Below are 23,466 nucleotides of genomic sequence, written 5' to 3'. Positions count from 1 at the left end.
AGCCGAAGCGGATGAAAGTGAGTCACATGTTGGCGTTCAAGGCTCAACGGCTGGCCTCGTCACGGGCCCGGCTCATCTTGCCCGCCAGATTCTTGAGCGCCTCGTCGGCGAAGATATCCTCCAGATCCCGGGAGAGCTTGCGACGCCAGTTGGGGTACTCGTAGCTGGTACCCGGCACGTTGACCGGCTTGTCCATCTCCAGCCAGTCTTCGAGCTGGGTGCTGAACAGGGCACAACTGCCGCGGGACATGTGCAGTTGCAGACCGTGGTTGAGCTCGGTGTTCATGCCGACCCAGTTCACATCGTGACTGATATTGCCAGAGATGACCCCATGAGCATGCAGGCTGTCAAGGATCCGCTGCTTGGCCTGGTGGCGATCAGCATACAGGGTCTTGAGTACGTCTTCATCCGGGTACAGGCCCAGTTCGCGTCCCAGCGCCAGATCGTCGCAGTGCCAGAAGCCTTTGAGGGTCGGCATGTCGTGGGTGGTCAGGGCGGACATCGCCTGCTCGGCGTAGTGCGCCGGGGAGATGAAGCCGCCATCGTCCTTGGAGCGCTCGAAGAAGAACACCTTGTAGGAGTGGACGCCGTTCTCTTTCAGGGTCACGTCGATCCCCTCCGGCACGGTACCGAGATCCTCGCCGATCAGCAGGCACTGGTTGCGATGAGACTCGAGGGCCAGGATCCCCAGCAGATCGTTCACCGGGTAATAGATGTAGGCCCCCTTGGCGGCGGACTCTCCGGGCGGCACCCACCACAGGCGCAGCAAGGCCATCACGTGGTCGATGCGCAGGGCGCCGCAGGAGCGCATGTTGGCACGGAACAGATCCACCATGGGCTGGTAGGCGGCCTCGAACAGCTGGTTCGGGTTCATGGGGGGCAGGCCCCAGTTCTGGCCGAGGGGGCCAAGAATGTCGGGCGGTGCACCGACCGAGGCTTTCGGGCAGTAGAGATCCCGGTTTGCCCAGATCTCGGTGGAACCTTCAGAGACGCCGACCGCCAGATCCCGGTAGATCCCCATCACCATGCCGGCGGCCTTGGCGCGGGCATCGGCCCGGGCCAGCTGCTCGTCAGCCAGGAACTGCAGATAGAGATAGAAGGCCACATCCTGCTGGTGCTCGGCCATCCAGGCCGCCACTTCGGGGTTGTGGTAATCGCGCAGCGCCTCGGGCCAGACCGGCCAGCCCCAGGCATTCTCGCCCTTGGCATAGAAGTGGGCCTGAAGGGCGTCAAACGCTGCCTGCTGTTGCAGGCTGTCACCGCCGGCAGCCACGAAGGCATCGAACGCAGCCTGACGCTCGGCGCTGAAGCTGGCCTGGTCGAACACCTGGCGCAGCATCCCGATCTTGGTCTGGATGACGCCGGTGTAATCCACATTGTCCTTGACCCGCAGGGAGGTGAGGTGCTGCTGGAAGGCCGGGCTCGCCACTTCCGCTTTCAGGCGATCGTTGCCCAGGAATTCGGGTACCGCTTCCACATCGATATAGGCGACGTTGAGCCAGCGACGGGAAGAGGGGCTGTAGGGGCTGGCGCTCTCCGGGTTGGCCGGATAGAGAGCATGAATGGGGTTGAGGCCGACGAAGTGGGCGCCCCAGGCGGCGGCTTTCTCCACCAGCTGACCGAGATCGCTGAAGTCGCCGATGCCCCAGTTGTGGCGGCTGCGCAGGCAGTAGAGCTGCACGCTCGGGCCCCACACCTTGCGACCATTGGCGATGGGCGCCTGCTTGTAGCAGGACTTGGGGGCGACGATGAGACGCATGGTGGCCAGCGGCTCGTCATTGCCCTCTTCGAGCAGGATGAGCTGGTGATAACCCAGCGCCGGCTGGACATCCAGGGTGACGCGATAGGCCTGGCACTCCATCTCCTCGAACTCGGCCACCCCGACCAGCTCACCCTCGATGGGAGTGAATTGACCGGACAGCACGGCACCCTGCTCCTGCTGGAGCTGCCAGGTGAGGGCGTCGTTGACGAATTCGATGGGCAGACGGACTTCGAGGCTGATGGGCTCGCCGCTGCGGACCACCATCACGGGATCCAGTGGCCGCAGCCAGTGCTGGCGATGCTCCTGCTCCAGCTGCTCGGTCAGGGCGGCCTCGTCGTCGACGCGGTAACCCATGGCGCCCAGCATGGCGGCCTTGCTCTCTTCGGATACCAGGGCCGGCTGGCCCCAGGCATCAACATACTCACTGGCAATGCCTTTGGCGGCAGCCAGCTGTTCAATCAGGGTGGTCATAGTTTGAGAATTCCCGCTGTGGATTCTGTCTACGCTATTTTGTGATTAATTTTTATGGTTGGTATTTGAACAGTGGCTCTTTGGCCATGCTAAACCGCGCACATTTTTACATATCTCCCCGGCTGGATGTGTGACCGGGCAGGCACTATTGTTGTTCTCTGCCACCGACTTTGCTGATGATGCATTCAACAAAAGTTGGTAGCCAGTTACATAAACCGAAAATAAATTTCACAGTTTTTCATGATATAGCGCAATTTCGCGCAGATTGTTGGTTGACTCGCGAGGGAGTTCTAGTAAATTTACAAACGGAATTTTCTTTGACTACTGAACAGTTAGGTAACCAATTATGACTATCAAAGTAGGTATTAACGGTTTTGGCCGTATCGGTCGTTTCGTTTTCCGTCTGGCCGCTGAGCGTGCTGACATCGAAGTGGTTGGTATCAACGACCTGATCGACGTTGACTACATGGCTTACATGCTGAAGTACGACTCCACTCACGGTCGCTTCAAGGGCACTGTTGAAGTCAAAGACGGCAACCTGATCGTCAACGGCAAAACCGTACGTGTTACCGCTGAACGTGACCCGGCCAACCTGAAATGGGGCGAAATCGGTGTTGACGTTGTTGCCGAAGCAACCGGTCTGTTCCTGACCGACGAAACCGCTCGCAAGCACATCGCTGCCGGTGCCAAGAAAGTCGTACTGACCGGTCCGTCCAAAGACGCTACCCCGATGTTCGTCATGGGCGTCAACCAGGATTCCTACGCTGGCCAGGACATCGTTTCCAACGCTTCCTGCACCACCAACTGCCTGGCCCCCATCGCCAAGGTTCTGAACGATACCTTCGGTATCGAATCCGGCCTGATGACCACCGTTCACGCTACCACTGCTACCCAGAAGACCGTTGATGGTCCGTCTGCCAAAGACTGGCGCGGTGGCCGCGGTGCGGCTCAGAACATCATCCCGTCCTCTACCGGTGCTGCCAAGGCTGTTGGCGTGGTCATCCCGGAACTGAACGGCAAGCTGACCGGCATGGCCTTCCGCGTTCCGACTCCGGACGTGTCCGTTGTTGACCTGACCGTCAACCTGAAGAAAGAAGCGTCCTACGCTGAAATCTGCCAGGCCATGAAGGCTGCCTCCGAAGGCGCCATGAAGGGCGTGCTGGGCTACACCGAAGACGAAGTGGTTTCCACCGACTTCCTGGGTGAGCGTCAGACTTCCGTGTTCGATGCCAAGGCTGGTATCCAGCTGAATAAGACCTTCGTAAAAGTCGTCTCCTGGTACGACAACGAAATGGGCTACTCCAGCAAGGTTCTGGACCTGATCGCTCACATCTCCAAGTAATTTGGGATGCGCAATCGCGTAGCTTGAAAAAAGGCGGCCAATGGCCGCCTTTTTGTATTCTGAATCACGGACCCTTTCTGAATGTCCCCGAGCACTGGAGCCTTTATGACACCGACACGTACGCTGACTGCCCACTGCACCCTGAGCCAGGATGGCCTGCCCCTGCTGACCATAGACAATGAGCACGCCAGGGCCGAGATAAGCCTGTTTGGCGCCCACGTGCTGCGTTACCAACGCCATGGTGAGCCGGCCTCTCTCTGGCTCAGCGACAAGGCGATACTGGATGGCAGTAAGCCCATTCGCGGCGGCATTCCCCTCTGCTGGCCCTGGTTCGGCCCCTCCCCCGCTCGCGTTGGCAGCGGCAAGCCGGCTCATGGCTTCGCACGCAACTGCCTGTGGACGCTGGATGGGGTCTCCGATCACGGGGATGGCACACTCGTCCACCTCTCCCTGCGTGACAACGATGCCAGCAGGACGCTCTGGCCCCATGCCTTCGAGCTGGAGCTGGACGTACTGGTCGGCAAGGAGCTTTCCCTGGTGCTGACCACCCGCAACACCGGCAAGTCAGCGCTCACCTACAATGCCGCCCTGCACACCTACCTGCAGATCAGTGCGCCGGAAGCGGTGACCGTGACCGGCCTCGGCGAACCCTATCTGGACAAGCTGACCGGCCGAAACGAACTGCAACAGGGCGCGCTGACCGTCACCGCAGCCATGGATCGCATCTACCGCCAGCCCGATGCCATGGTCAGCGTGCAGGATGGTGAGCGCACCACCCGGGTGGTCAACGGCAACCACGACAGCGTGGTGGTCTGGACTCCCTGGCAGGAAGGGGCCAGCGCCATGGCCGACATGAGTGACGACGGTTATCGCACCATGCTCTGTGTCGAGGCGGCCATCACCGCCGAGGACGGGATCACCGTCCCGCCCGACGAGGAGCACAGCTTCTCCACCGTCATCATCTGACGATACAGATGACGGATAAATAAAGAGGGCTCCCGCGGGAGCCCTCTTTGCATCTTGCCATCAGAGTCAGTCAGGCGTTGCCCTGGGTCTTGAGCTTGAGCTCCGCGGCGAAATCCAGCATGCGGTCGAGCGGGACAAGCGCTTTGAGACGCAGTGCCTCATCCACATGGATCTCGTGACGCTCGGCACCGTCGGTCAGGGCTTCCTTGATGGCCACCAGGCCGTTCATCGCCATCCAGGGGCAGTGGGCGCAGCTGCGACAAGTGGCACCATCACCGCCGGTGGGCGCCTCCACCATCTCTTTCTCCGGGCAGGCCTGCTGCATCTTGTAGAAGATGCCGCGATCGGTCGCCACGATCAGTTTCTGCTGGGGCAGCTCTTTGGCGGCCTTGATGAGCTGGCTGGTGGAACCCACTGCATCCGCCAGCTCGATGACGGAGGCCGGGGACTCCGGGTGCACCAGCACGGCGGCATCCGGGTTCTGGGCCTTGAGCTCGCGCAGCGCCTTGGCCTTGAACTCGTCGTGCACGATGCAGTGACCCTGCCAGCGCAGCATCTCGGCCCCTGTCTTCTTCTCGATGTAGGCGCCGAGGTGTCTGTCCGGGCCCCAGATGATCTTGTGACCCTGACTGTCCAGATGTTCGACGATCTCCAGCGCAATGCTGGAGGTGACCACCCAGTCGGCCCGCGCTTTCACCGCTGCCGAGGTATTGGCATAGACCACCACGATGTGATCGGGGTGGGCATCGCAGAAGGCGGAGAACTGGTCGATGGGACAACCCAGATCGAGGGAGCACTCGGCCTCCAGCGTCGGCATCAGCACCCGCTTGTGGGGGCTCAGGATCTTGGAGGTCTCTCCCATAAAGCGCACACCGGCCACGATCAGGGTCTGGGCCGCATGGTCGCGACCGAAGCGGGCCATCTCCAGGGAGTCACCCACGAAGCCACCGGTGGCTTCTGCCAGGGCCTGGATCTCGGGATCCGTGTAGTAATGGGCAACCAGCACGGCCTGGCGCGCCTCGAGCAGCACCTTGATCTCGGCGATCAGGGTCGCCTTCTGCTCGGGAGTCAGGGGCTGTGGTTTGGCCGGGAAGGGGTAGTCCATCTCGACTACCGGCGGAATACTGCTCAGTGCATTGCTCATTGCGACTGTTCCATCAACGCTCGGGAAGGCCAAAATTATAACCAGAAGCCGTGCACAAACCCATCAACAAATCCAGTACAGTACAACTGTCAGGACCCGCTCCGACCATATCGTTGTCATTCTTGCCAAAAGGAGTTGTCGAATGAAACAACGTTCGCTCAAGACCAAGTTGTTGTTGCTCACGCTGGGACTTTTTCTCGCCAGTGGCGTCGCCATGACATGGATACAGTCCTCCTCGCTGAACGGCCTGCGCGATGACATCATGGCGCAGACCCGTGGCGCCCTGGAGCAGGAGGTTTCCCGTTCCCTGCAATTCCAGGCAGAGCGGTATGCCGTGCAGATCGAAGACCAGTTGCAGCAGGCCTATCAGATACCGCTCGGCATGGCGGCGCAGCTTGAAGGAAGCATGGCCCAGCCGGACCAGCGGCTGAGTCGCCCGCAAGTGGAGCTCCTACTTGGCAGCCGCCTGCACCAGGCAAACGGGATCAGCTCCATCTACGCCCAGTTCGAACCCAACGGTTACGACGAACAGGACGCCGACTGGCAGACGGGCGCCAGCCATTCGGTTGCCGGCAAGGGCAGTCTCGAGGTCTACTTCACCCGGGAACATAACGGAAACATCGCGCAGCAGACCATAGATGCCGCCACCAGTGACGCCAAGTTCGACACCTCGCGCAATGAATTCGGCATTCGCAACAGCGAGTGGTATCTCTGCGGTCGCGAGACACGTCGCCCCTGCCTGATGGAACCCTACCTCTACGAGATAAGCCCTGGTCAGAAGATGCTGATGACCAGCCTGACGGTGCCCGTCCTCAAGGATGGCAAGTTTGCCGGGATCACCGGGGTCGACATGAACCTGCCCATCTTCCAGCAACTGGCCGAGCACCTTGGCAAGAGCCTCTATGACAACCAGGCCGAGGTCACCCTGGTCAGCAAGACGGGCTTCATCGTCGGCAGCAACCGCCATTCGGACAAACTGGGGCGCCCCCTGACAGAGGCCGGACTGGTTGCCCCGAATGGACACCCCGCCGATACCGACAGCGATTTCATCCTGCAGCAGCCCATACGGATCGAGGCTGCCGACAACCAGTGGTGGCTGATGATCAAGGTGCCCAAGGCCCTCGCCCTCAGCCAGGCCAACACCATCAGCCAGCAGCTCGGCAGCCTGTTGCAGGCGACCCAGCAGCAGCAGCTGATCGCCATCGTTGTCATCACCCTGGTGGCCCTGGGGCTGCTTGTCTGGTTCATCCAGACCATCACGGCGCCCCTCTCCCTCATCAGCCGCCACGTCTCCCACCTCGCCAGCAATGAGGGCGACCTGACCCAGCAGATGCGCATCGACACCCACCAGGAGCTCATCGAGCTTGGCAGGCATCTCAATGCCTTCCTCGGCAAGCTGAGGGCCATGGTGCAGGGCAGCAAGCAGATTGGGCAACAGGTGCATCAGCAGGCCAGGGGCATGAAACAGACGGCCGATGCCATGCGCAGCAGCCTGGATGATCAGAGCCTGGAGCTGGAGAGCGTGGTCAGCGCCATGCACGAGATGAGCACCACGGCAGTCAGCGTGGCGGGCTATGCGGAACAGGCGGCGCAGGAGTCGGAAGCGGCGACCCACCATGTCAGCACGGCCCAGCAGACATTGAGCAGGGCCCGCAACGAGATCCATACCCTGGTTGAGGACATGCATCAGGCCGACAAGGCAGTCGCCCAGGTCGCCCAGCGCAGCACCAATATCAGCCACATCCTCGATGTGATCCGGGCCATTGCCGAACAGACCAACCTGCTGGCCCTCAACGCAGCCATCGAGGCGGCGCGGGCCGGCGACATGGGCAGGGGGTTTGCCGTCGTGGCGGACGAGGTGAGGGCGCTGGCCAACAAGACCCGCTCATCCACCGACGAGATAGGGCAGCTCATCGGCAGCCTGCAAACCGAGGTCACCAGTAGCCAGCAGTTGATGAGCACGGGGATCGCCCGCTCGGTGAGCACGGTTGAAGGCACGGAGCAGGCCTTCGAGGCACTCAATCAGGTGGTCACCCAGATCCAGCAGATCCATGATCACATCAGCCAGGTGGCGACCGCCGCCGAGCAGCAGAGTGCCGTGAGCGACACCATCAACCAGAACCTGATGCGCATCGGCGACGCCGCCACCACCCTGGGACAAGAGGCCAATGCCAGCCAGCGCCTGAGCGAGGCACTGGAACAGGCGGCCACCACCCTGGCAAGCGAGCTGGATCGACTGCGAACCTGATGGGAGACGGAAACGAAAAAGCCCGCATCGCTGCGGGCTTTTCTATATGGTGGTCGTTACTGGGCTCGAACCAGTGACCCCCTCCTTGTAAGGGAGGTGCTCTCCCAGCTGAGCTAAACGACCTGGGATAAGACTGAAATGATGGTGGGTCGTGCTGGATTCGAACCAGCGACCAATTGATTAAAAGTCAACTGCTCTACCGACTGAGCTAACGACCCATCGAAATCATTTTTAAAGCATGGTGGTCGTTACTGGGCTCGAACCAGTGACCCCCTCCTTGTAAGGGAGGTGCTCTCCCAGCTGAGCTAAACGACCTGGGATAAGACTGAAATGATGGTGGGTCGTGCTGGATTCGAACCAGCGACCAATTGATTAAAAGTCAACTGCTCTACCGACTGAGCTAACGACCCATCTAAATCATTTTTAAAGCATGGTGGTCGTTACTGGGCTCGAACCAGTGACCCCCTCCTTGTAAGGGAGGTGCTCTCCCAGCTGAGCTAAACGACCTGGGATATGACTGAAATGATGGTGGGTCGTGCTGGATTCGAACCAGCGACCAATTGATTAAAAGTCAACTGCTCTACCGACTGAGCTAACGACCCATCTAAATCATTTTTAAAGCATGGTGGTCGTTACTGGGCTCGAACCAGTGACCCCCTCCTTGTAAGGGAGGTGCTCTCCCAGCTGAGCTAAACGACCTGGGATAAGACTGAAATGATGGTGGGTCGTGCTGGATTCGAACCAGCGACCAATTGATTAAAAGTCAACTGCTCTACCGACTGAGCTAACGACCCATCTAAATCATTTTTAAAGCATGGTGGTCGTTACTGGGCTCGAACCAGTGACCCCCTCCTTGTAAGGGAGGTGCTCTCCCAGCTGAGCTAAACGACCTGGGATTCAATGTTCAGAGTGGTGGGTCGTGTAGGGTTCGAACCTACGACCAATTGATTAAGAGTCAACTGCTCTACCGACTGAGCTAACGACCCACATCCTGAACCTTTCACCAACCGCATGTGGCGGCCAGTATTACAACATGGTGGTCGTTACTGGGCTCGAACCAGTGACCCCCTCCTTGTAAGGGAGGTGCTCTCCCAGCTGAGCTAAACGACCTGGGATTCAATGTTCAGAGTGGTGGGTCGTGTAGGGTTCGAACCTACGACCAATTGATTAAGAGTCAACTGCTCTACCGACTGAGCTAACGACCCACATCCTGAACCTTTCACGAACCGCATGTGGCGGCCAGTGTTACAACATGGTGGTCGTTACTGGGCTCGAACCAGTGACCCCCTCCTTGTAAGGGAGGTGCTCTCCCAGCTGAGCTAAACGACCTGGGAATATTGTCTTCACCTGCTGTGAAGAAATGGTGGGTCGTGCTGGATTCGAACCAGCGACCAATTGATTAAAAGTCAACTGCTCTACCGACTGAGCTAACGACCCTCACCACGACCAGTGCCGACTGCATTACTGCTCCGGCTCTGACGGCGGCCTATATTACGGATTTATCATCCTGGCGCAATAGAAAAATCTTAAATTAAATCTGATTGTTCACTGCGCATACAAAGCACGCCGGTATTTACAAGAGTGTTACGAAAACAGTGACATGCAGCAATGTCACAGCTTGGCCAGACTCTGTTTGGCCAGCTGGGCCGGCGAGGTGTTGGGGTAACCCTTGATCACCTGCTCATAGAAGGCCTTGGCCTCTGCTTTCTTGCCGTCAAGCTGGGCGAGCATGCCGAGTTTCAGCAGGGCATCGGCCCGCTTGGGTGACTTGCTGTATTTGTTCGCCACCGTGGAAAACTGGCTCGCGGCCCCCGCCCTGTCACCCTTGTTGAACATCAGCTGGCCGAGCCAGTAGTGGGCATTGGGAACATAGCTGGAGTTCGGGAACTGCTTGATGAACCCTTCGAAGGCAGGAATGGCCTTGTCGTAGTTCTTCTCCTTGAGCACCATGTTCACGGCTGCGTCGTAGGCCTGGTTCTCATCCTGGTTGGTGGAGTAGTTGGCAGCCGCGGCAGGAGGCGTTGCAGCACCTGCAGCAGGTGTTGCGGGCGCGGCGGCAGGCTGGCTGTTGGCCACCTTGTCGAGCTCTTGGTAGAGTTGGCGCTGGCGCTCCTGGGACTGCTCCATCTGGTAGGTCTGCTGTTCCAGCTGACCACGCAGCTCGGAGACCTCCCCTTGCAGGGAGTCGACCTGTTGCTGCAGTTCGGCCTGCAGACGCAGACGGGCGTTGAGGGTACGCTCCAGCAGAGCAACCCGGTCTTCCAGGCTGCCGGTCGGTACGATGGCACCATTGTTGCCGCTCAGCACTACGCCGCTGCTGCCAGAATCCCCGCTCAGATCGCTCACGGGTGCTGCCGCTTGCGCATTCAAAGCAACCAACACGGCCAGCGCAACACCAGCTTGCTTGTACACAGATTTCATTCGGATCAAACCTTAGCGTTTAGTGCAAATAAAACGGCCAGCGCATAGTCGCTCGCTGATACAGATTTCATTCGGATCAAACCTTGACGTTTAGTGCAAATAAAACGGCCATCGAAATGGCCGCTTGCATATAAACGAACTTCGTTCGACTCAAACCTTAGTAAACCAGGACCGCACGGCGGTTCTTGGCAAAGGCTTCCTCGGTGTGGGACAGATCCAGCGGCTTCTCTTCGCCATAGCTGACGATGGAGAGCTGCTCGGCCTGCACACCCAGGGTTTGCAGATACTTGGCAACAGCCTTGGCACGACGCTCACCCAGCGCGATGTTGTATTCCGGCGTACCGCGCTCGTCGGCGTGGCCTTCGATCAGTACCTTGACGCTCGGACGTTCACGCAGGTAGCTGGCGTGGGCATCCAGCAGGTCGGCGTACTGACCCTGAATGTCGTAACCATCGTACGGGAAGTAGATCACGTTGTCGCGTTGCAGCGCTTCGAACTTCTGACGCATCTGCTCTTCCGGGGACAACATGCCGTTGGCGCCGCCGGTTTGTACACCGCCCATGCCGTCGGTCATGCCGGACTCGGCGCCAGCGGCGTCGGAGTCGGAAGAGGAGCTACAGGCAGCCAGGGTGAACAGTGGCAGTGCGATGGCCAGACCCTTGAGCAGTTTATTGAGTTGCATGCTATTTCCTTAAACCTTTATAACAAAACAAAAAACAATCGATTTTTATCAATTCAAGAAGGGCGACCAAGCTGGTGCACGAATTTCACCGCTACTGGTCGGAAGCACTGCCTTGAAGCGACCGTCGGTCGACACCAATGCAAGACTCTTACGACCCTGATAGATGGTGGCATAAATGATCATGCTGCCATTGGGAGCCACACTTGGCGATTCATCCAGAGCACTCTGGGTCAGTACCAGCATGGCTCCATTTTCCATATCCTGGCGAGCGATGCGATATTGTCCCTGAACCCGGGTCACCATCACCATGGACTTGCCGTCCGGTGTGATGGATGCCCCCTGGTTGGAATCCCCTTCCCAGGTCATCCGGCGAGTCATGCCAGTCGCCAAATTTACGCTATAAATCTGGGGTTTGCCACCACGTTCAGAGGTGAACAGCAAAGTTTGACCGTCCGGCATCCAGGAGGGTTCGGTGTCGATGGTACGGTTATTTGTGACTCGGGTGAGTTGCTTGCTAGCAACATCAACGACATAGATGTCAGGCTGCCCATCTTTGGACAGAACAATAGCCAAACGACGACCATCTGGAGACCACTCCGGCGCACCGTTGATGCCACGGAAGCTGGTGATCAGACTGCGCTGCTGGGTGTAGATGTCCTGCACATAGATCTCGGACTTCTGGTTCTCGAAGCTCACGTAAGCCAGCTTGCTGCCATCCGGCGACCAGGCCGGGGACATCAGGGGTTCACGGGAGCGCAGCAGGGTCTTCTCGTTGTAGCCGTCGTAGTCGGAGATCCGCAGCTGATACGGGAACTGGGTGCCCTGCTGCACGGAGACATAGGCCAGACGAGTCAGGAAGGCGCCACGCTCACCGGTCAGACGCTCGTAGACGATGTCGGAGATGCGGTGGGCAAACTGGCGCATCTGGGCACCCGGGATGGTCGCCATGCGGCTGTCCAGGATGTAACCGTTCGCTTCACCGCCCTGGGTCTTGGCCAGCTGGCCTTTCAGGACGTCGACCAGCTCGAAGTTGATCTTGTAGGTACCATCACCCACGGCGGCGATGGAGCCGACCACCACGGCTTCGACCCCCTGGGAAGCCCAGGGTGCGAAGTTGATCTCGCCGCTGGTGCTCGGCGTCTGCGGCATCTGGCCACGAGCCAGCGGCTTGAACTTGCCGCTGCGCATCAGGTCGTTGGAGACCACTTCCGCGATATCCTGCGGCAACTGGCCATTGCCCTCCCACTTGAAGGGGGCGATGGCGATGGGGCGCGCACTGTCGATACCGCCGGTGATGACGATGTCCAAGGCCGCCTGAGCACTCTGGCCCAGCAACAAACAGCCAACCAAAGCAAAAAACACTTTTCTTATCATGGCTTAAACTCTCAGTTCCAATTTGAGACTCAGTTCTCTGATCAACAACCCTTGCCAATCAAAGCAGAAACACTCTCTTAAATCGTTGGCGCTAGCTGAAGGCGTAGATCCTTCATCAATTCGAATGCCGCCGGATCCTTCGGCACCGGCAACTGGTTGGCCTTCAGAACCGCCGCCTTGCCGGAGCGACAGACCGCCGGATCACCCTGACCGTTGTCCACCGAGATGACGAAGCCGCTACTGGCCAACTTGACACCGATAGTACATGTTTTGCCCCGCATGGTGGGATCCAAAATCATGTAGCGCTCGACCGTGGCCTTGATGAGGGCGGCATACTTGTCGACCTCACCCTTGGCGGCTGCCGATGCGGCCTGACTGCGCGCATTGGCCTCGGCGGCCAGCTGCTGCTCCATCATGGCTTCCATCTCTTTTTGCAACTTGGCCTCTTCGGCCGCCTTGCGCTTGCGCTCCGCCTCAATCTTGGCCTTTCTGTCGGCCTCGGCCTTCGCCTTCTTCTCTGCGTCAGCTTTTGCCTTCTTGTCAGCCTCTTCCTTCGCCTTCTTCTCGGCCTCGGCCTTGGCTTTCTTCTCGGCTTCCGCCTTCGCCTTTTTCTCGGCTTCGGCCTTGGCCTTCTTCTCGGCTTCCGCTTTCTTGGCCTTGGCCTCTTCCGCCTTGGCTTTCTCTTCAGCCTGCTTCTTCTCCAGCTCTTCTTTTTTCTTCTTGAGCGCCAGCGCCTTGGCCTCTTCCGCCGCCTTGCGTTCGGCTTCGGCCTTCTTGGTCTTCTGCTCTTCCAGCTTGCGGGCTTCCTCGGCTTTCTGGGCCTTCTCTTCCGCCTGCTTCTGTTCAGCCTCTTTCTTCTGCTTGTCGGCTTCGGCCTTGCGGGTCGCCTCTTCGGCCTGCTTGCGCTTGGTCTCGGCGATACGCAGACGCTCCTGCTCCTGTGCCAGCTCGCGTTTGACGCGCTCAGCGTCTTCCTTGTCCTTCTGCTGCTGTGCAGCCTTGGGCTGGGCCTGCTTCTGCTGCTGGACCTGCTGCATCTGCTGCTCCAGCATTTCGCTGTCCATCATGACCGCGTTGACGATCTGTCCCTTGGACTCGGGGCGCTTGGGTTTGCTGAAGTCGACACCGACCAGCAGGATGATGCCGATGATCAGATGCAGCAGCAGCGACGCGACGAGATAACCGGAAATACCACGCTTCACATCCATCTCCGTCAGTTCACCGGATCCGTCATCAGACCAACCTGAGGCACACCGGCTTTCTTGAGGGCCACCATCAGCAGGATCACCTCCTCGTAGCGTACGGACTTGTCACCGGCGACCACCACGGGCGCGTTCTGGTTGATGGCCAGATAGCCCATAGCCTTCTCGGTGATGTACTGCTGCATCGCCTCTGGGGTGCCGCTCGGTACGGGTTCGTCATCCGCCTCGCCGGCCTTGATGACGTACTCACCCTCGGTATTGACGCTGACGATGAAAGGCGGCTTGGCGTCTTCCGGCAACTGCTCGGACTCCGCCTGGGGCAGGTCGACCTTGACCCCCTGCGTGATCACGGGCGTGACCGCCATGAAGATGATGAGCAGCACCAGCATGACGTCGATATAGGGCACCACGTTGATCTCGGCGACCTTCTTGCGTTTGAGCCGCTGATAGGTTTGCATTACTTCTCACCCTGCTGTGCGATTTGGCGGTTCAGAATGGTGGTGAACTCGTCCATGAAGTTGGCGTAGGCGTTTTCCAGCCGTTCGACCTTGTTGGTGAAGCGGTTGTAGAAGATAACGGCCGGGATGGCGGCAAACAGACCCATGGCGGTGGCGATCAGCGCCTCCGCGATACCCGGTGCCACCATCTGCAGGGTCGCCTGCTGAACCTGACCCAGAGCGATAAAGGCGTTCATGATCCCCCAGACGGTACCGAACAGACCGATATAGGGGCTGATGGAGCCGATGGTCGCCAAGACCGGCAGGTTGGACTCGAGATCGTCCACTGCTCGGGACAGGGAGACGCGCATGGCACGATAGGTACCGTCCATCACCGCATCCTGACCACGGGCACCGGCCTTGAGCAGGCGGGCATACTCCTTGAAGCCGGAGTAGAAGATGTCTTCCATGCCTTCGATGTCGTCACGACGGGAGGAGGACTCCTGGTAGAGACGATTGAGGTCGACCCCGGACCAGAATCTATCTTCAAACTGCTCCGAGGCGAGGTTGGCCGCCTTGATGGCCTTGGAGCGCTGGATGATCAGCGCCCAGGAGACGACCGACATGCCCATCAGGGTCATCATGACCAGTTTCACCAACAGACTGGCTTGCCAGAACAGGCCAATAAACGAAATTTCAGCGTGCACTTAACAGCACTCCCTTGATTTTTTCAGGTATTGCAACAGGTTTCATTTGCGGATGACTGACACAGGCGATCTGTACCATGGCCTGAGTGATCAGCCGTCCATCAGCCGCCAGGATCTGCTGTGAAAAACGCATGGAAGCGCGTTTCACTTCAGTTACTTGCGTCATTACGGTCAGCAGTTCATTGAAACGGGCCGCCGCGCGGAAGTCGATTTCGGTGCGACTCACCACAAACGCGATCCCCGCCTGCAGCAGGACATCCTGTTCGATGCCGCCTGCGCGCAGGAATTCGGTGCGGGCCCGTTCCATAAACTTGAGATAATTGGCGTTGTAGACGATGCCTCCGGCATCCGTGTCTTCGTAGTAGACACGCACCGGAAACTCAGAGACTTCCCCCATAAAAATCTGTGATCCATTCGACAGTCAGATGGGGGGCTATCATAGCGCAGGGCTGAATAGGAAAGAAGCAGGGGGAGACAGGGAAATCCCCTCTCCCCCTGTTTTTTATGGCGTGCTGCGGCGCCGACAGGCCGAAGACCACAGGGCTGTCAGCATCACAAGAAAAGCGGACAAGAGAAGTGGCTGCGAGCGGCGTGACAAGCGAGGTTCTGTCGCTCTGACCGGGCGGCGGCACGCCCCTCAAAAAAGAAGAAGGAGGTGGGCTCATGCCGACCTCCTTCATCATTTATGGCAGGTAGTAGCTGCTGGTCAGCCAGAGCCCGCAGAGCAGGCTGGGCAGGGCGAGCCAGGGGAAGAACAGCACGCGGCCCACCAGGCTGCGCGGGTGAAACCCCAGTCCATGCATGACACCGCAACAGACCGCCCACATCAGCCAGGGCGCAAGCCAGAGGCCGTGCTCACTGGTGTTGGCCGCGACCAGGTTGGGCGCCTGCAAGATGGCGACAGCCAGCAGGGCCGCCGCCAGCAGCATCAGACCTTGCCATGGCTGGCGCTCCAGAGGAGCGGCCAGCCGGGCGAGCCTGTCACTTGTCTTCATCAATCTGACGATCCAGGTTCTCGGTGTGCTCCAGCCAGAGCGCATTGATAATCCCAAACGCACAGGCCAGCAGCAGCCCCAGGATCCAGGTGAAATACCACATATCAGGGCACCTTCTTAGTAGAGCGATTGTTGGTTGTCTTCGATGTGCTTGTTACTCACCCGGCCGAACATCTTGATGTAGGTCCAGATGGTGTAAGCCAGCACGGTCGGCACGAAGACGACTGCGACTACCGTCATCACCTTGAGGGTGTTGAAGGAGGCGGTGGAATCCCACATGGTCAGGCTCTGGGACGGCTCGAGGCTCGAGGGCATCACGAACGGGAACATGGAGAAGCCCGCGGTCAGGATGATGCCGGCGATGGCCAGGGAGGAGAACAAGAACGCCACCCAACCCTTGTCCAGCTTGGCCGCCACGGCGGTCAGCAGACACATCACCAGACCCAGCACGGGTGCGGCAATCATCCAGGGATAGAGGTTGTAGTTCTGCATCCAGGCACCGGACTGCACCACGACTTCTTTATGAAGCGGGTTGGTGACGGCGTCGGTGGCGACGGAGCCCACGATCACGTAGCCATCCATGCCGCTTACCCAGACGCCGGCCAGGGCGAACAGCACCAGGGTCAGCAGGGAGAAGATCATGGCGGCGGTGCGGGAACGGGCCAGCACTTCCCCCTCGGTCTTCATCATCAGCCAGGTCGCACCCTGAGTGATGATCATGAAGAGGCTCACCAGACCAGCCAGCAGGCCGAACGGATTGAGCAGGCCGAAGAAGTTGCCGTGATAGGTCATCATCAGGAACTGGTTGAAGCTGAACGGTACACCCTGCAGCAGGTTGCCGAACGCCACCCCGAAGATGACGGGGGGAATGGCACTACCGGCGAACAGAGCCCAGTCCCAGTTGGAGCGCCACTTGGCGTCTTCCTGCAGGGAGCGGTACTTGAAGCCGACCGGACGGAAGAACAGCGCCATCAGGGTCAGGATCATGGCGATGTAGAAGCCGGAGAAGGCCGCCGCATAGACCATGGGCCAGGCGGCGAACAGGGCGCCACCGGCGGTCACCAGCCAGACCTGGTTGCCTTCCCAGTGCGGCCCCATGGTGTTGAGCATCACGCGACGCTCCACATCCTTCTTGCCGACGAAGGGGAGCAGGGCGCCCACCCCCATATCGAAACCGTCGGTGATGGCAAACCCGATCAGCAGCACGCCGACCAGCACCCACCAGACCAGACGCAACAGTTCGTAATCAAACATGGGTCACTCTCCTTATGCCTTGCTCTGTTCGAAGTGGTACTTGCCCGTCTTCAGGCTGCTTGGGCCCAGGCGCGCATACTTGAACATCAGGTACATCTCGATGATCAGCAGTACGGTGTAGAACAGGAAGATCCCGATCAGAGAGAACCAGATCTCGGACGCAGGAATATTGGATGCAGAGACATAAGTCGGCAGCATCTCGGCGATGGTCCAGGGTTGACGACCATATTCAGCGACAAACCAGCCCGCCTCGATGGCGATCCAGGGCAGCGGAATGCCGTACAGCAGCGCCTTGAGCAGCCACTTGCGCTCGCCGATCTTGTGGCGGGTGCTGTCATAGAAGGCCAGACCGATCAGCACCAGCATCAGGATGCCGCAGGCAACCATGATGCGGAAGGCGAAGAACAGCGGCAGTACCTGCGGAATGGAGTCATCCACGGCAGCCTTGATCTGCTCGTCGGTGGCGTCGGTCACGTTGGGGGTGTAACGCTTGAGCAGCAGACCGTAGCCCAGATCCTGCTTCACTTCGTCGAAGCGGGCGCGGGTATCGTCGGACTTGTCACCGGATTGCAGCTTGGTCAGCAGGTCGTAGGCGGTCATGCCGTTGCGCACGCGCAGCTCATGCTCGCTCTTGAGATCCTTGAGACCAGTCACCTGACCGTCGAGGGAACGGGTGGCGATGATGCCGAGGGCATAGGGGATCTTGATAGCGTAGTCGGTGCGCATCTCCTCCTGGTTCGGGATCCCGAACAGGGTAAAGGATGCCGGAGCCGGCTCCGTGTTCCACTCGGCCTCGATGGCCGCCAGTTTCACCTTCTGCACTTCCCCGGTCTCGTAGCCGGACTCGTCACCCAGCACCAGCACGGAGAGGATGGAGGCCATGCCGAACGCGGCTGCGATGGCGAAGGAGCGACGAGCGAACGCCACATCACGATTCTTCAGCAGGTAATAGGAGGAGATCCCGAGCACGAACATGGCGCCCGTGGTATAGCCTGCCGCCACGGTGTGGACGAACTTGACCTGTGCAACCGGGTTGAACACCAGGTCGGCGAAGCTCACCATCTCCATGCGCATGGATTCGAAGTTGAACTCGGCACCCACCGGGTTCTGCATCCAGCCGTTGGCGACCAGGATCCACAGTGCGGAGAGGTTGGTCCCGAGCGCCATCAGCCAGGTAGCCGCCAGGTGCTGGCGCTTGCTGAGACGATCCCAACCGAAGAAGAACATACCGACGAAGGTGGACTCCAGGAAGAAGGCCATCAAGCCTTCGATGGCCAGCGGGGCCCCGAAGATGTCGCCGACATAGTGGGAGTAGTAAGCCCAGTTGGTACCGAACTGAAACTCCATGGTGAGCCCGGTGGTAACCCCGAGGGCAAAGTTGATACCGAACAACTTGCCCCAGAACTTGGTCATGTCCCGGTACACTGTGTTGTTGGTCATCACATAGACAGACTCCATGATCGCCAGGATGAAGGCCATCCCCAGCGTCAAGGGTACAAACAGGAAGTGATAAAGGGCCGTCGCAGCAAATTGGAACCGCGATAGGTCTACCACATGCTCAGCAATCATGATGTTTCCTCACCGATTATTGGCACGGCTATTTTAAGTTTTAAGGACAAAGCTTCCATTGGAAGTCCCCGAACGGTCGGTCACCCCTCGCGGACTAACCGGATTCGACTGCCACCACATTAACAACAAGGCAATATACAGGAACAAAAAAAGCTAATGTTTAACATCTAATAAACAATAACCAGGGTTCTATTCCCGCCTATAATGATCGCTGTTTTATATCACCTTTATTTGATTGAAATCAATGTAAAACCACCCTCAATACATGTTTTTTCAAGGTAACTTATGGGGCTTTTCCCATTAATTATGGGAGCTTCATCACAAAAAACACCAAGTCGTAAATAATTGATTTAAATCAATTTTATGACACATTAAAATAGTTTCAATTCTGTTAAACAAATACGCAACCCCGGAAATAAAGCCCTCGCATCTCGATTATTTCAATAAATGGCCAGGCTCATCCAAAAATCAATTTAAACCCAGTAAAAACACATGTTTATGCGGATTGACACCCCCACCAAAATCATTAGTTTATCTAATCAAAAGCCCATAGATTTTCTTGTTTGCCCCACCCGGAAAGAGCTCCTACAATGCGCCTCGCAGTGAGGGCATACCTCTGAATACAGGCCGGTCATTCCGGGTTCCCGGTACGTATTCGATGAACATTTCGAACCTGTTTGTTGGGATTAATGATGAAAAAGTTTGTTGCCAAGACCATCCGTTACTACAAGCTTTCTTTCGTTCAACTCTATCAAATGAACCGACTCTGATGCCTCGCGACGGCTCCTCTGTTTTTTCCCGACCGGTCTGCAGACGCGCTCACTGTCTGTGAACATCCATCCTGAATTGTCTTTGCCCACCGCCTGTGCCGTGGGCTTTTTTTTTGCCCGCAAAACAAAAAGCCGCCTCAAGGGCGGCTTTTTGGTTCATATCGCAACGTCTACTGATCTGCCGGTCGTTCCAGGCCAAAGTGTGCGTAGGCTCTCTGAGTTGCGATCCGCCCTCTGGGTGTACGTTGCAGATAGCCTTGCTGGATCAGATAAGGTTCCAGCACGTCTTCTATGGTGTCCTTCTCCTCACCGATGGCGGCGGCCAGGTTGTCGAGCCCGACGGGCCCCCCCATAAACTTGTCGATGACGGCCAACAATAGCTTGCGATCCATGAAGTCGAAACCTTCGTTGTCCACATCCAGCATGTCCATGGCACGGGCCGCAATGGGTCCGTCAATTCGCCCGTCAGACTTCACCTGGGCAAAATCCCGTACCCGCCTTAACAAACGGTTAGCAATCCGCGGTGTCCCCCGGGAGCGACGGGCTACCTCGAGAGCGCCGTCTTCCGTCATGTCGAGCCCGAGGCAGCGGGCGCTGCGAGAGACGATGTCGGTCAGGTCCTTGACGTTGTAAAACTCGAGGCGCTGCACGATGCCAAACCGGTCACGCAGGGGGCTGGTGAGGGAGCCGGCCCGGGTGGTGGCACCGATCAGGGTGAAGGGAGGGAGATCGAGCTTGATGGAGCGGGCCGCTGGCCCCTCCCCTATCATGATGTCGAGCTGGTAGTCCTCCATGGCCGGATAGAGCACCTCCTCCACCACCGGGCTGAGACGGTGGATCTCGTCGATGAAGAGTACATCGTTCGGTTCCAGGTTGGTGAGGAGCGCCGCCAGATCGCCGGCCTTCTCCAGCACGGGGCCCGAGGTGGTCTTGATGTTGACCCCCATCTCGTTGGCGACGATGTTGGCCAGCGTGGTCTTGCCAAGGCCGGGAGGCCCGAAGATCAGCAGATGATCGAGGGCCTCCCCGCGCTGGCGGGCGGCCTCGATGAAGATCTCCATCTGATCGCAGACATGATCCTGTCCGGTGTAATCGGCCAGCTTTCTGGGCCGGATGGCCCGATCGATGATCTCGTCCTCACGGGCGGCACCGGCCGAGATGAGGCGATCCGCTTCAATCATTGTCTACCTCACACCAGGCTGCGCAGGGATTCACGAATGATCTCCTCTACCGACATGCCGTCGGCGGCCACCTTGCTGACGATCTGGCTGGCCTGCTGCGGCTTGTAGCCGAGGGCCACCAGTGCACTGGCCGCCTCCTCGCTCGCATCCGGGGCACGCAGCGGGCTCTCTTTCGCGGGCAGGGTGATTTCGGCCGGGGAGAAGAGATCGTGGCTGACCCAGCCCTTGAGGCGGTCTTTCATCTCCACCACCAGGCGCTCGGCGGTCTTCTTGCCCACGCCGGGCAACTTGACCAGGGAGCTTATCTCCTCGCGCTCGACGCTCATCACAAACTGGGTGGCCGTCATGCCGGAGAGAATGGCCAGTGCCAGCTTGGGGCCGACCCCGTTGGTCTTGATCAGCTCGCGAAACAGCGCCCGCTCCTGTTTGTGGTTGAAGCCGTAGAGCAGCTGGGCATCTTCACGCACCACGAAGTGGGTGTGAATGACGGCCTCCTTCCCGAGTTCGGGCAGATCATAGAAGCAGCTCATGGGCATATGAACCTCATATCCCACCCCTCCGACTTCCAGCAACACCTCGGGGGGTTGCTTCTCGATGATGACGCCTCTCAAGCGACCGATCATGTTCTTTTCCTCGCCACGCAGACTCTCGCAAATTGGGTCATAGCATAAAGAATAACTGGATAAGTATCCAGCATAGGTCCATGCAGATCATGGGATGACCAGCTCTTCATACCCGGCCATTTCCCTCGTTCAGAACACTGTCTGTCACTTTATTTTCCATCGGGGATGGCACATCTTCGTCATTGATTGAACACTGAAATGGTCTTGTTCGGCACCAGGGAAGGCTTGAATCATGAAAATCGTCACCACATCCAACCTCGGACTCACCATTCTGCTCGGCTGCACCCTGGGCATGGGGGCGATCGGCTGGTATGGCAGCCAGCGGCTGACTGATCTGCTCTCCTACGTCCTGGGTGCCGCCTGGCAGACGGCAGATGGTGCCATGGAGGGCTCCATCGAACTCGGCAACCAGTCGCTCTATATCCAGAAGATGCTCTCGGGGATCCCCCTCGACGCACCGGAGCTGCAACGGGCAAAAGAGGCGGCCAGCGACGCTTTGCGCCGGGTGGAGCAAGGCGGGCTCATCGATGCGGCAGCCATCACCACGCTGAAGCAGCATGAGCAGACCTATCAGCAAGAGCAGGCACAGCTGCTGACTCTCTATCGCACCTTCACGAGCGCCGATGAGGCGCTGCGTGCCAGTTCTGAACGCATGTCACGCCTCTCGACCAGGCTGGAGGTGATCGGTGACGAGGCCGTCGAGAGCCTCACCCGCTCACCGGATCAGGCCATCAGCTGGAACGGCGGCCTCGCGACCCGCTGGCAGGCGGCCGATGGCGGCATGGAGGCCAACATCGGATTCTTGCGCCAGCTCTATGCGCTGGAGAAGATGCAGAGCGAAGGCCCTACTCCTGCCATCCAGGCCGAGCTGGCACAAGCCACCCGCTTCTATCAGGACGCGGTTGACGGCATGCTGGCAACCGGCCAGTTCGATGTGCCCGGTGACGGGGAGTTTGCAGGCCAAATGCTCTCCACCCAGTATCGCGCCCTGCAAGCCGACAATGCCCGCCTGATCCGTGAATGGACCACAGCCCTGAGCGCTTATCAGAACCAGCTGGCCCGTTACGAGCACAGTGCCGACCAGCTCAGGCTGGCTCTGGTCGAGGTCGAGGCCCAGGGGGACGCCACCGTCGAGGATCAGGTTCACCAGCTCAACGCCATCATCGACTACACCAAGGGACTCATCCTGGGGGGCTTGCTGCTCAGCCTGCTGATCGTCACCTGCTGCGGCTTCTGGCTGGTTCGCACCATTGTTCGCCCGCTACTCCAGGTCGACAAGCGCATGCAGGACATCGCCGCCGGGGAGGGAGATCTCAATGCCCGCATCAACCTCTCACGCGACGACGAGATTGGTTCCCTGGCCGGCAGCGTGGATCGCTTCATCGAGAAGCTGCAGAAGATGATCAGCGCCACCATGGACAACAACCGGCACATCAACCAGCACGTGCACACCTCGGTCAACCGGGTCCAGGCCATCAGCCAGAGCAGCCGCCAGACCGCAGCGCATGCCCAGGCGCTGCACCACGACAGCGAGCGGATGGTGCAGGTGGCCACCACCATCTCGGACAACTGCAACCTGGCGGCACACAACGCCAACGAGGTGCGCCAGCTCACCACGCAAAGCAGCCAGTATGTCTCCTCCGCCACCGCCGGCATGCAGCGGGTGGTCATGGAGGTGGGTGAATGTGCCACCGCCATCAACGCCCTCAAGGAGCAGGCAGGGCAGATTGGCCAGATCATCTCCACCATCAGCAATATCTCGGAGCAGACCAACCTGCTGGCACTCAATGCCGCCATCGAAGCCGCCCGGGCGGGCGAGATGGGGCGCGGTTTTGCCGTGGTGGCCGACGAGGTGCGCACCCTGGCCAATCGCACCGCCACCTCCAGCGCCGAGATAACGGACGTGATCAACAGCATCCAGCAGCAGACAGAGCAGGCCTATCTGATGATGCAACGCAACCTGAAAACCGTGGAATCGGGTATGGCGGACTCCGACAACACCAAACAGATCCTGTTCAAGGTAGAAGAGGCCATCGATCAGCTCGCCGACATGGTGCAACAGGTGGCAGAGGCGACCAGCCAGCTCTCCCACACCCTGGGGCACACCACGGGCAAGGTTTCGGATATCAGCCTGCAAGCCCAGACGGGCGAACAGGAAGCCCAGGAGTGCCTGCAACTGGCCTCCTCCCTCCATCAGGCCAGCCAGCAGCAACAGCAGTTGCTGTCGCAATTTCGGGTCTAGTGCGGGCGGAGCAAGGCCCCCGCCCTCCCCCCAGCGCCGCTGAATTTAGCCCTTGGGCCGGGGGGCTTCGCCTGTT

General features: G+C 59.0%; 19 protein-coding genes and 14 tRNA genes. 4 read left to right on the top strand and 29 right to left on the bottom strand.

The genetic code is table 11. From position 1 onward, the window contains the following. Nucleotides 1–43 precede the first annotated feature (43 nt). Nucleotides 44–2,233 carry a 4-alpha-glucanotransferase gene (malQ, locus tag I6L36_RS16665; RefSeq protein WP_109112619.1) on the bottom strand — a complete coding sequence of 730 codons (2,190 nt, stop codon included), beginning with the start codon at nt 2,231–2,233 and terminating at the stop codon, nt 44–46. Between the two features lie 346 nt (nt 2,234–2,579). On the opposite strand from malQ, the gene gap reads away from it, so the two are divergent. Together gap and I6L36_RS16655 are read left to right on the top strand one after the other, a co-directional pair. After that, a complete protein-coding gene (gap, locus tag I6L36_RS16660) occupies nt 2,580–3,575 on the top strand; it encodes a type I glyceraldehyde-3-phosphate dehydrogenase (protein WP_010672882.1) in 996 nt (331 codons plus the stop codon). Nucleotides 3,576–3,680: 105 nt separating this feature from the next. Then, the gene (locus I6L36_RS16655; RefSeq protein ID WP_041211019.1) at nt 3,681–4,541 is read left to right on the top strand and encodes a D-hexose-6-phosphate mutarotase; all 861 of its coding nucleotides are present in this window, start codon (nt 3,681–3,683) and stop codon (nt 4,539–4,541) included. Between the two features lie 70 nt (nt 4,542–4,611). Here the strand turns inward: I6L36_RS16655 and nadA are convergent, their stop codons facing one another. Further along, nucleotides 4,612–5,685: a quinolinate synthase NadA gene (nadA, locus tag I6L36_RS16650; RefSeq protein WP_052816503.1), complete on the bottom strand. Its 1,074-nt coding sequence runs from the start codon at nt 5,683–5,685 to the stop codon at nt 4,612–4,614. A gap of 142 nt (nt 5,686–5,827) precedes the next feature. Here nadA and I6L36_RS16645 point away from each other — a divergent pair, with 142 nt between their 5' ends. Further along, entirely contained in the window at nt 5,828–7,933 is a 2,106-nt protein-coding gene (locus I6L36_RS16645) for a methyl-accepting chemotaxis protein (protein WP_109112620.1), read from the top strand. Nucleotides 7,934–7,980: 47 nt separating this feature from the next. On the opposite strand, the gene I6L36_RS16640 is transcribed toward I6L36_RS16645, so the two are convergent. From I6L36_RS16640 to ruvA, 27 genes are all read right to left on the bottom strand, one after another. Then, nucleotides 7,981–8,056 (bottom strand) — tRNA-Val (locus I6L36_RS16640). A gap of 19 nt (nt 8,057–8,075) precedes the next feature. After that, a tRNA-Lys gene (locus I6L36_RS16635) sits at nt 8,076–8,151 on the bottom strand. Nucleotides 8,152–8,172: 21 nt separating this feature from the next. After that, nucleotides 8,173–8,248, bottom strand: a tRNA-Val gene (locus I6L36_RS16630). Nucleotides 8,249–8,267: 19 nt separating this feature from the next. Continuing rightward, nucleotides 8,268–8,343: transfer RNA gene (locus I6L36_RS16625), tRNA-Lys, on the bottom strand. Nucleotides 8,344–8,364: 21 nt separating this feature from the next. After that, nucleotides 8,365–8,440, bottom strand: a tRNA-Val gene (locus I6L36_RS16620). Between the two features lie 19 nt (nt 8,441–8,459). Beyond that, nucleotides 8,460–8,535: transfer RNA gene (locus I6L36_RS16615), tRNA-Lys, on the bottom strand. Nucleotides 8,536–8,556: 21 nt separating this feature from the next. Next, nucleotides 8,557–8,632: transfer RNA gene (locus tag I6L36_RS16610), tRNA-Val, on the bottom strand. A gap of 19 nt (nt 8,633–8,651) precedes the next feature. Next, a tRNA-Lys gene (locus tag I6L36_RS16605) sits at nt 8,652–8,727 on the bottom strand. A gap of 21 nt (nt 8,728–8,748) precedes the next feature. Beyond that, a tRNA-Val gene (locus tag I6L36_RS16600) sits at nt 8,749–8,824 on the bottom strand. 19 nt (nt 8,825–8,843) lie between these two features. Then, nucleotides 8,844–8,919 (bottom strand) — tRNA-Lys (locus tag I6L36_RS16595). 48 nt (nt 8,920–8,967) lie between these two features. Continuing rightward, nucleotides 8,968–9,043 (bottom strand) — tRNA-Val (locus I6L36_RS16590). A gap of 19 nt (nt 9,044–9,062) precedes the next feature. Beyond that, a tRNA-Lys gene (locus tag I6L36_RS16585) sits at nt 9,063–9,138 on the bottom strand. A gap of 48 nt (nt 9,139–9,186) precedes the next feature. After that, nucleotides 9,187–9,262 (bottom strand) — tRNA-Val (locus tag I6L36_RS16580). 32 nt (nt 9,263–9,294) lie between these two features. Continuing rightward, nucleotides 9,295–9,370 (bottom strand) — tRNA-Lys (locus tag I6L36_RS16575). Nucleotides 9,371–9,544: 174 nt separating this feature from the next. Continuing rightward, nucleotides 9,545–10,354: a tol-pal system protein YbgF gene (ybgF, locus tag I6L36_RS16570; protein WP_041211017.1), complete on the bottom strand. Its 810-nt coding sequence runs from the start codon at nt 10,352–10,354 to the stop codon at nt 9,545–9,547. Nucleotides 10,355–10,511: 157 nt separating this feature from the next. Further along, nucleotides 10,512–11,036: a peptidoglycan-associated lipoprotein Pal gene (gene pal, locus I6L36_RS16565; protein WP_010672877.1), complete on the bottom strand. Its 525-nt coding sequence runs from the start codon at nt 11,034–11,036 to the stop codon at nt 10,512–10,514. Between the two features lie 48 nt (nt 11,037–11,084). Then, nucleotides 11,085–12,410, bottom strand: coding sequence for a Tol-Pal system beta propeller repeat protein TolB (gene tolB / locus I6L36_RS16560; protein WP_010672876.1), 1,326 nt, complete (start codon nt 12,408–12,410; stop codon nt 11,085–11,087). A gap of 77 nt (nt 12,411–12,487) precedes the next feature. Continuing rightward, on the bottom strand, nt 12,488–13,618 hold the full coding sequence (tolA, locus tag I6L36_RS16555; RefSeq protein WP_010672875.1) for a cell envelope integrity protein TolA: 1,131 nt from the start codon (nt 13,616–13,618) through the stop codon (nt 12,488–12,490). 5 nt (nt 13,619–13,623) lie between these two features. Then, nucleotides 13,624–14,070, bottom strand: a complete 447-nt coding sequence (tolR, locus tag I6L36_RS16550) for a protein TolR (protein WP_069784929.1) — start codon at nt 14,068–14,070, stop codon at nt 13,624–13,626. Further along, a complete protein-coding gene (tolQ, locus tag I6L36_RS16545; protein ID WP_010672873.1) occupies nt 14,070–14,756 on the bottom strand; it encodes a protein TolQ in 687 nt (228 codons plus the stop codon). Before tolQ ends, tolR begins: the two co-directional genes overlap by 1 nt. After that, nucleotides 14,746–15,153 (bottom strand): tol-pal system-associated acyl-CoA thioesterase, encoded by a 408-nt coding sequence (gene ybgC / locus I6L36_RS16540; RefSeq protein WP_010672872.1) that lies wholly within the window; start codon nt 15,151–15,153, stop codon nt 14,746–14,748. The genes tolQ and ybgC overlap by 11 nt, the downstream gene beginning before the upstream one ends. Nucleotides 15,154–15,439: 286 nt before the next feature. Next, nucleotides 15,440–15,751: a cyd operon YbgE family protein gene (locus tag I6L36_RS16535; protein WP_039039483.1), complete on the bottom strand. Its 312-nt coding sequence runs from the start codon at nt 15,749–15,751 to the stop codon at nt 15,440–15,442. After that, entirely contained in the window at nt 15,738–15,854 is a 117-nt protein-coding gene (cydX, locus tag I6L36_RS16530) for a cytochrome bd-I oxidase subunit CydX (protein ID WP_005331536.1), read from the bottom strand. Before cydX ends, I6L36_RS16535 begins: the two co-directional genes overlap by 14 nt. 14 nt (nt 15,855–15,868) lie before the next feature. Then, entirely contained in the window at nt 15,869–17,005 is a 1,137-nt protein-coding gene (cydB, locus tag I6L36_RS16525) for a cytochrome d ubiquinol oxidase subunit II (RefSeq protein ID WP_109112580.1), read from the bottom strand. Between the two features lie 12 nt (nt 17,006–17,017). Then, nucleotides 17,018–18,574 carry a cytochrome ubiquinol oxidase subunit I gene (locus I6L36_RS16520; protein WP_010672869.1) on the bottom strand — a complete coding sequence of 519 codons (1,557 nt, stop codon included), beginning with the start codon at nt 18,572–18,574 and terminating at the stop codon, nt 17,018–17,020. Nucleotides 18,575–19,514: 940 nt separating this feature from the next. Beyond that, nucleotides 19,515–20,525, bottom strand: coding sequence for a Holliday junction branch migration DNA helicase RuvB (gene ruvB, locus I6L36_RS16515; RefSeq protein ID WP_041211014.1), 1,011 nt, complete (start codon nt 20,523–20,525; stop codon nt 19,515–19,517). Between the two features lie 8 nt (nt 20,526–20,533). Beyond that, nucleotides 20,534–21,148: a Holliday junction branch migration protein RuvA gene (gene ruvA / locus I6L36_RS16510; protein ID WP_010672867.1), complete on the bottom strand. Its 615-nt coding sequence runs from the start codon at nt 21,146–21,148 to the stop codon at nt 20,534–20,536. 232 nt (nt 21,149–21,380) lie between these two features. On the opposite strand from ruvA, the gene I6L36_RS16505 reads away from it, so the two are divergent. After that, nucleotides 21,381–23,390 (top strand): methyl-accepting chemotaxis protein, encoded by a 2,010-nt coding sequence (locus I6L36_RS16505; RefSeq protein ID WP_069784931.1) that lies wholly within the window; start codon nt 21,381–21,383, stop codon nt 23,388–23,390. Nucleotides 23,391–23,466: the final 76 nt, after the last annotated feature.

Source organism: Aeromonas sp. FDAARGOS 1406 (genome assembly GCF_019048565.1).
Classification (GTDB): domain Bacteria; phylum Pseudomonadota; class Gammaproteobacteria; order Enterobacterales; family Aeromonadaceae; genus Aeromonas; species Aeromonas caviae.
The sequence above is the reverse complement of the archived record's forward strand: the minus strand, read 5'-3'. Positions and strand labels throughout refer to the sequence as shown.

Excerpts from the sequence above, each read along its gene's own strand:
- malQ (WP_109112619.1), bottom strand. The coding sequence starts at position 2,233 with ATGACCACCCTGATTGAACAGCTGGCTGCCGCCAAAGGCATTGCCAGT.
- gap (WP_010672882.1), top strand. The coding sequence starts at position 2,580 with ATGACTATCAAAGTAGGTATTAACGGTTTTGGCCGTATCGGTCGTTTC.
- I6L36_RS16655 (WP_041211019.1), top strand. The coding sequence starts at position 3,681 with ATGACACCGACACGTACGCTGACTGCCCACTGCACCCTGAGCCAGGAT.
- nadA (WP_052816503.1), bottom strand. The coding sequence starts at position 5,685 with ATGAGCAATGCACTGAGCAGTATTCCGCCGGTAGTCGAGATGGACTAC.
- I6L36_RS16645 (WP_109112620.1), top strand. The coding sequence starts at position 5,828 with ATGAAACAACGTTCGCTCAAGACCAAGTTGTTGTTGCTCACGCTGGGA.
- ybgF (WP_041211017.1), bottom strand. The coding sequence starts at position 10,354 with ATGAAATCTGTGTACAAGCAAGCTGGTGTTGCGCTGGCCGTGTTGGTT.
- pal (WP_010672877.1), bottom strand. The coding sequence starts at position 11,036 with ATGCAACTCAATAAACTGCTCAAGGGTCTGGCCATCGCACTGCCACTG.
- tolB (WP_010672876.1), bottom strand. The coding sequence starts at position 12,410 with ATGATAAGAAAAGTGTTTTTTGCTTTGGTTGGCTGTTTGTTGCTGGGC.
- tolA (WP_010672875.1), bottom strand. The coding sequence starts at position 13,618 with ATGGATGTGAAGCGTGGTATTTCCGGTTATCTCGTCGCGTCGCTGCTG.
- tolR (WP_069784929.1), bottom strand. The coding sequence starts at position 14,070 with ATGCAAACCTATCAGCGGCTCAAACGCAAGAAGGTCGCCGAGATCAAC.
- ybgC (WP_010672872.1), bottom strand. The coding sequence starts at position 15,153 with ATGGGGGAAGTCTCTGAGTTTCCGGTGCGTGTCTACTACGAAGACACG.
- I6L36_RS16535 (WP_039039483.1), bottom strand. The coding sequence starts at position 15,751 with ATGAAGACAAGTGACAGGCTCGCCCGGCTGGCCGCTCCTCTGGAGCGC.
- cydX (WP_005331536.1), bottom strand. The coding sequence starts at position 15,854 with ATGTGGTATTTCACCTGGATCCTGGGGCTGCTGCTGGCCTGTGCGTTT.
- cydB (WP_109112580.1), bottom strand. The coding sequence starts at position 17,005 with ATGTTTGATTACGAACTGTTGCGTCTGGTCTGGTGGGTGCTGGTCGGC.
- I6L36_RS16520 (WP_010672869.1), bottom strand. The coding sequence starts at position 18,574 with ATGATTGCTGAGCATGTGGTAGACCTATCGCGGTTCCAATTTGCTGCG.
- ruvB (WP_041211014.1), bottom strand. The coding sequence starts at position 20,525 with ATGATTGAAGCGGATCGCCTCATCTCGGCCGGTGCCGCCCGTGAGGAC.
- ruvA (WP_010672867.1), bottom strand. The coding sequence starts at position 21,148 with ATGATCGGTCGCTTGAGAGGCGTCATCATCGAGAAGCAACCCCCCGAG.
- I6L36_RS16505 (WP_069784931.1), top strand. The coding sequence starts at position 21,381 with ATGAAAATCGTCACCACATCCAACCTCGGACTCACCATTCTGCTCGGC.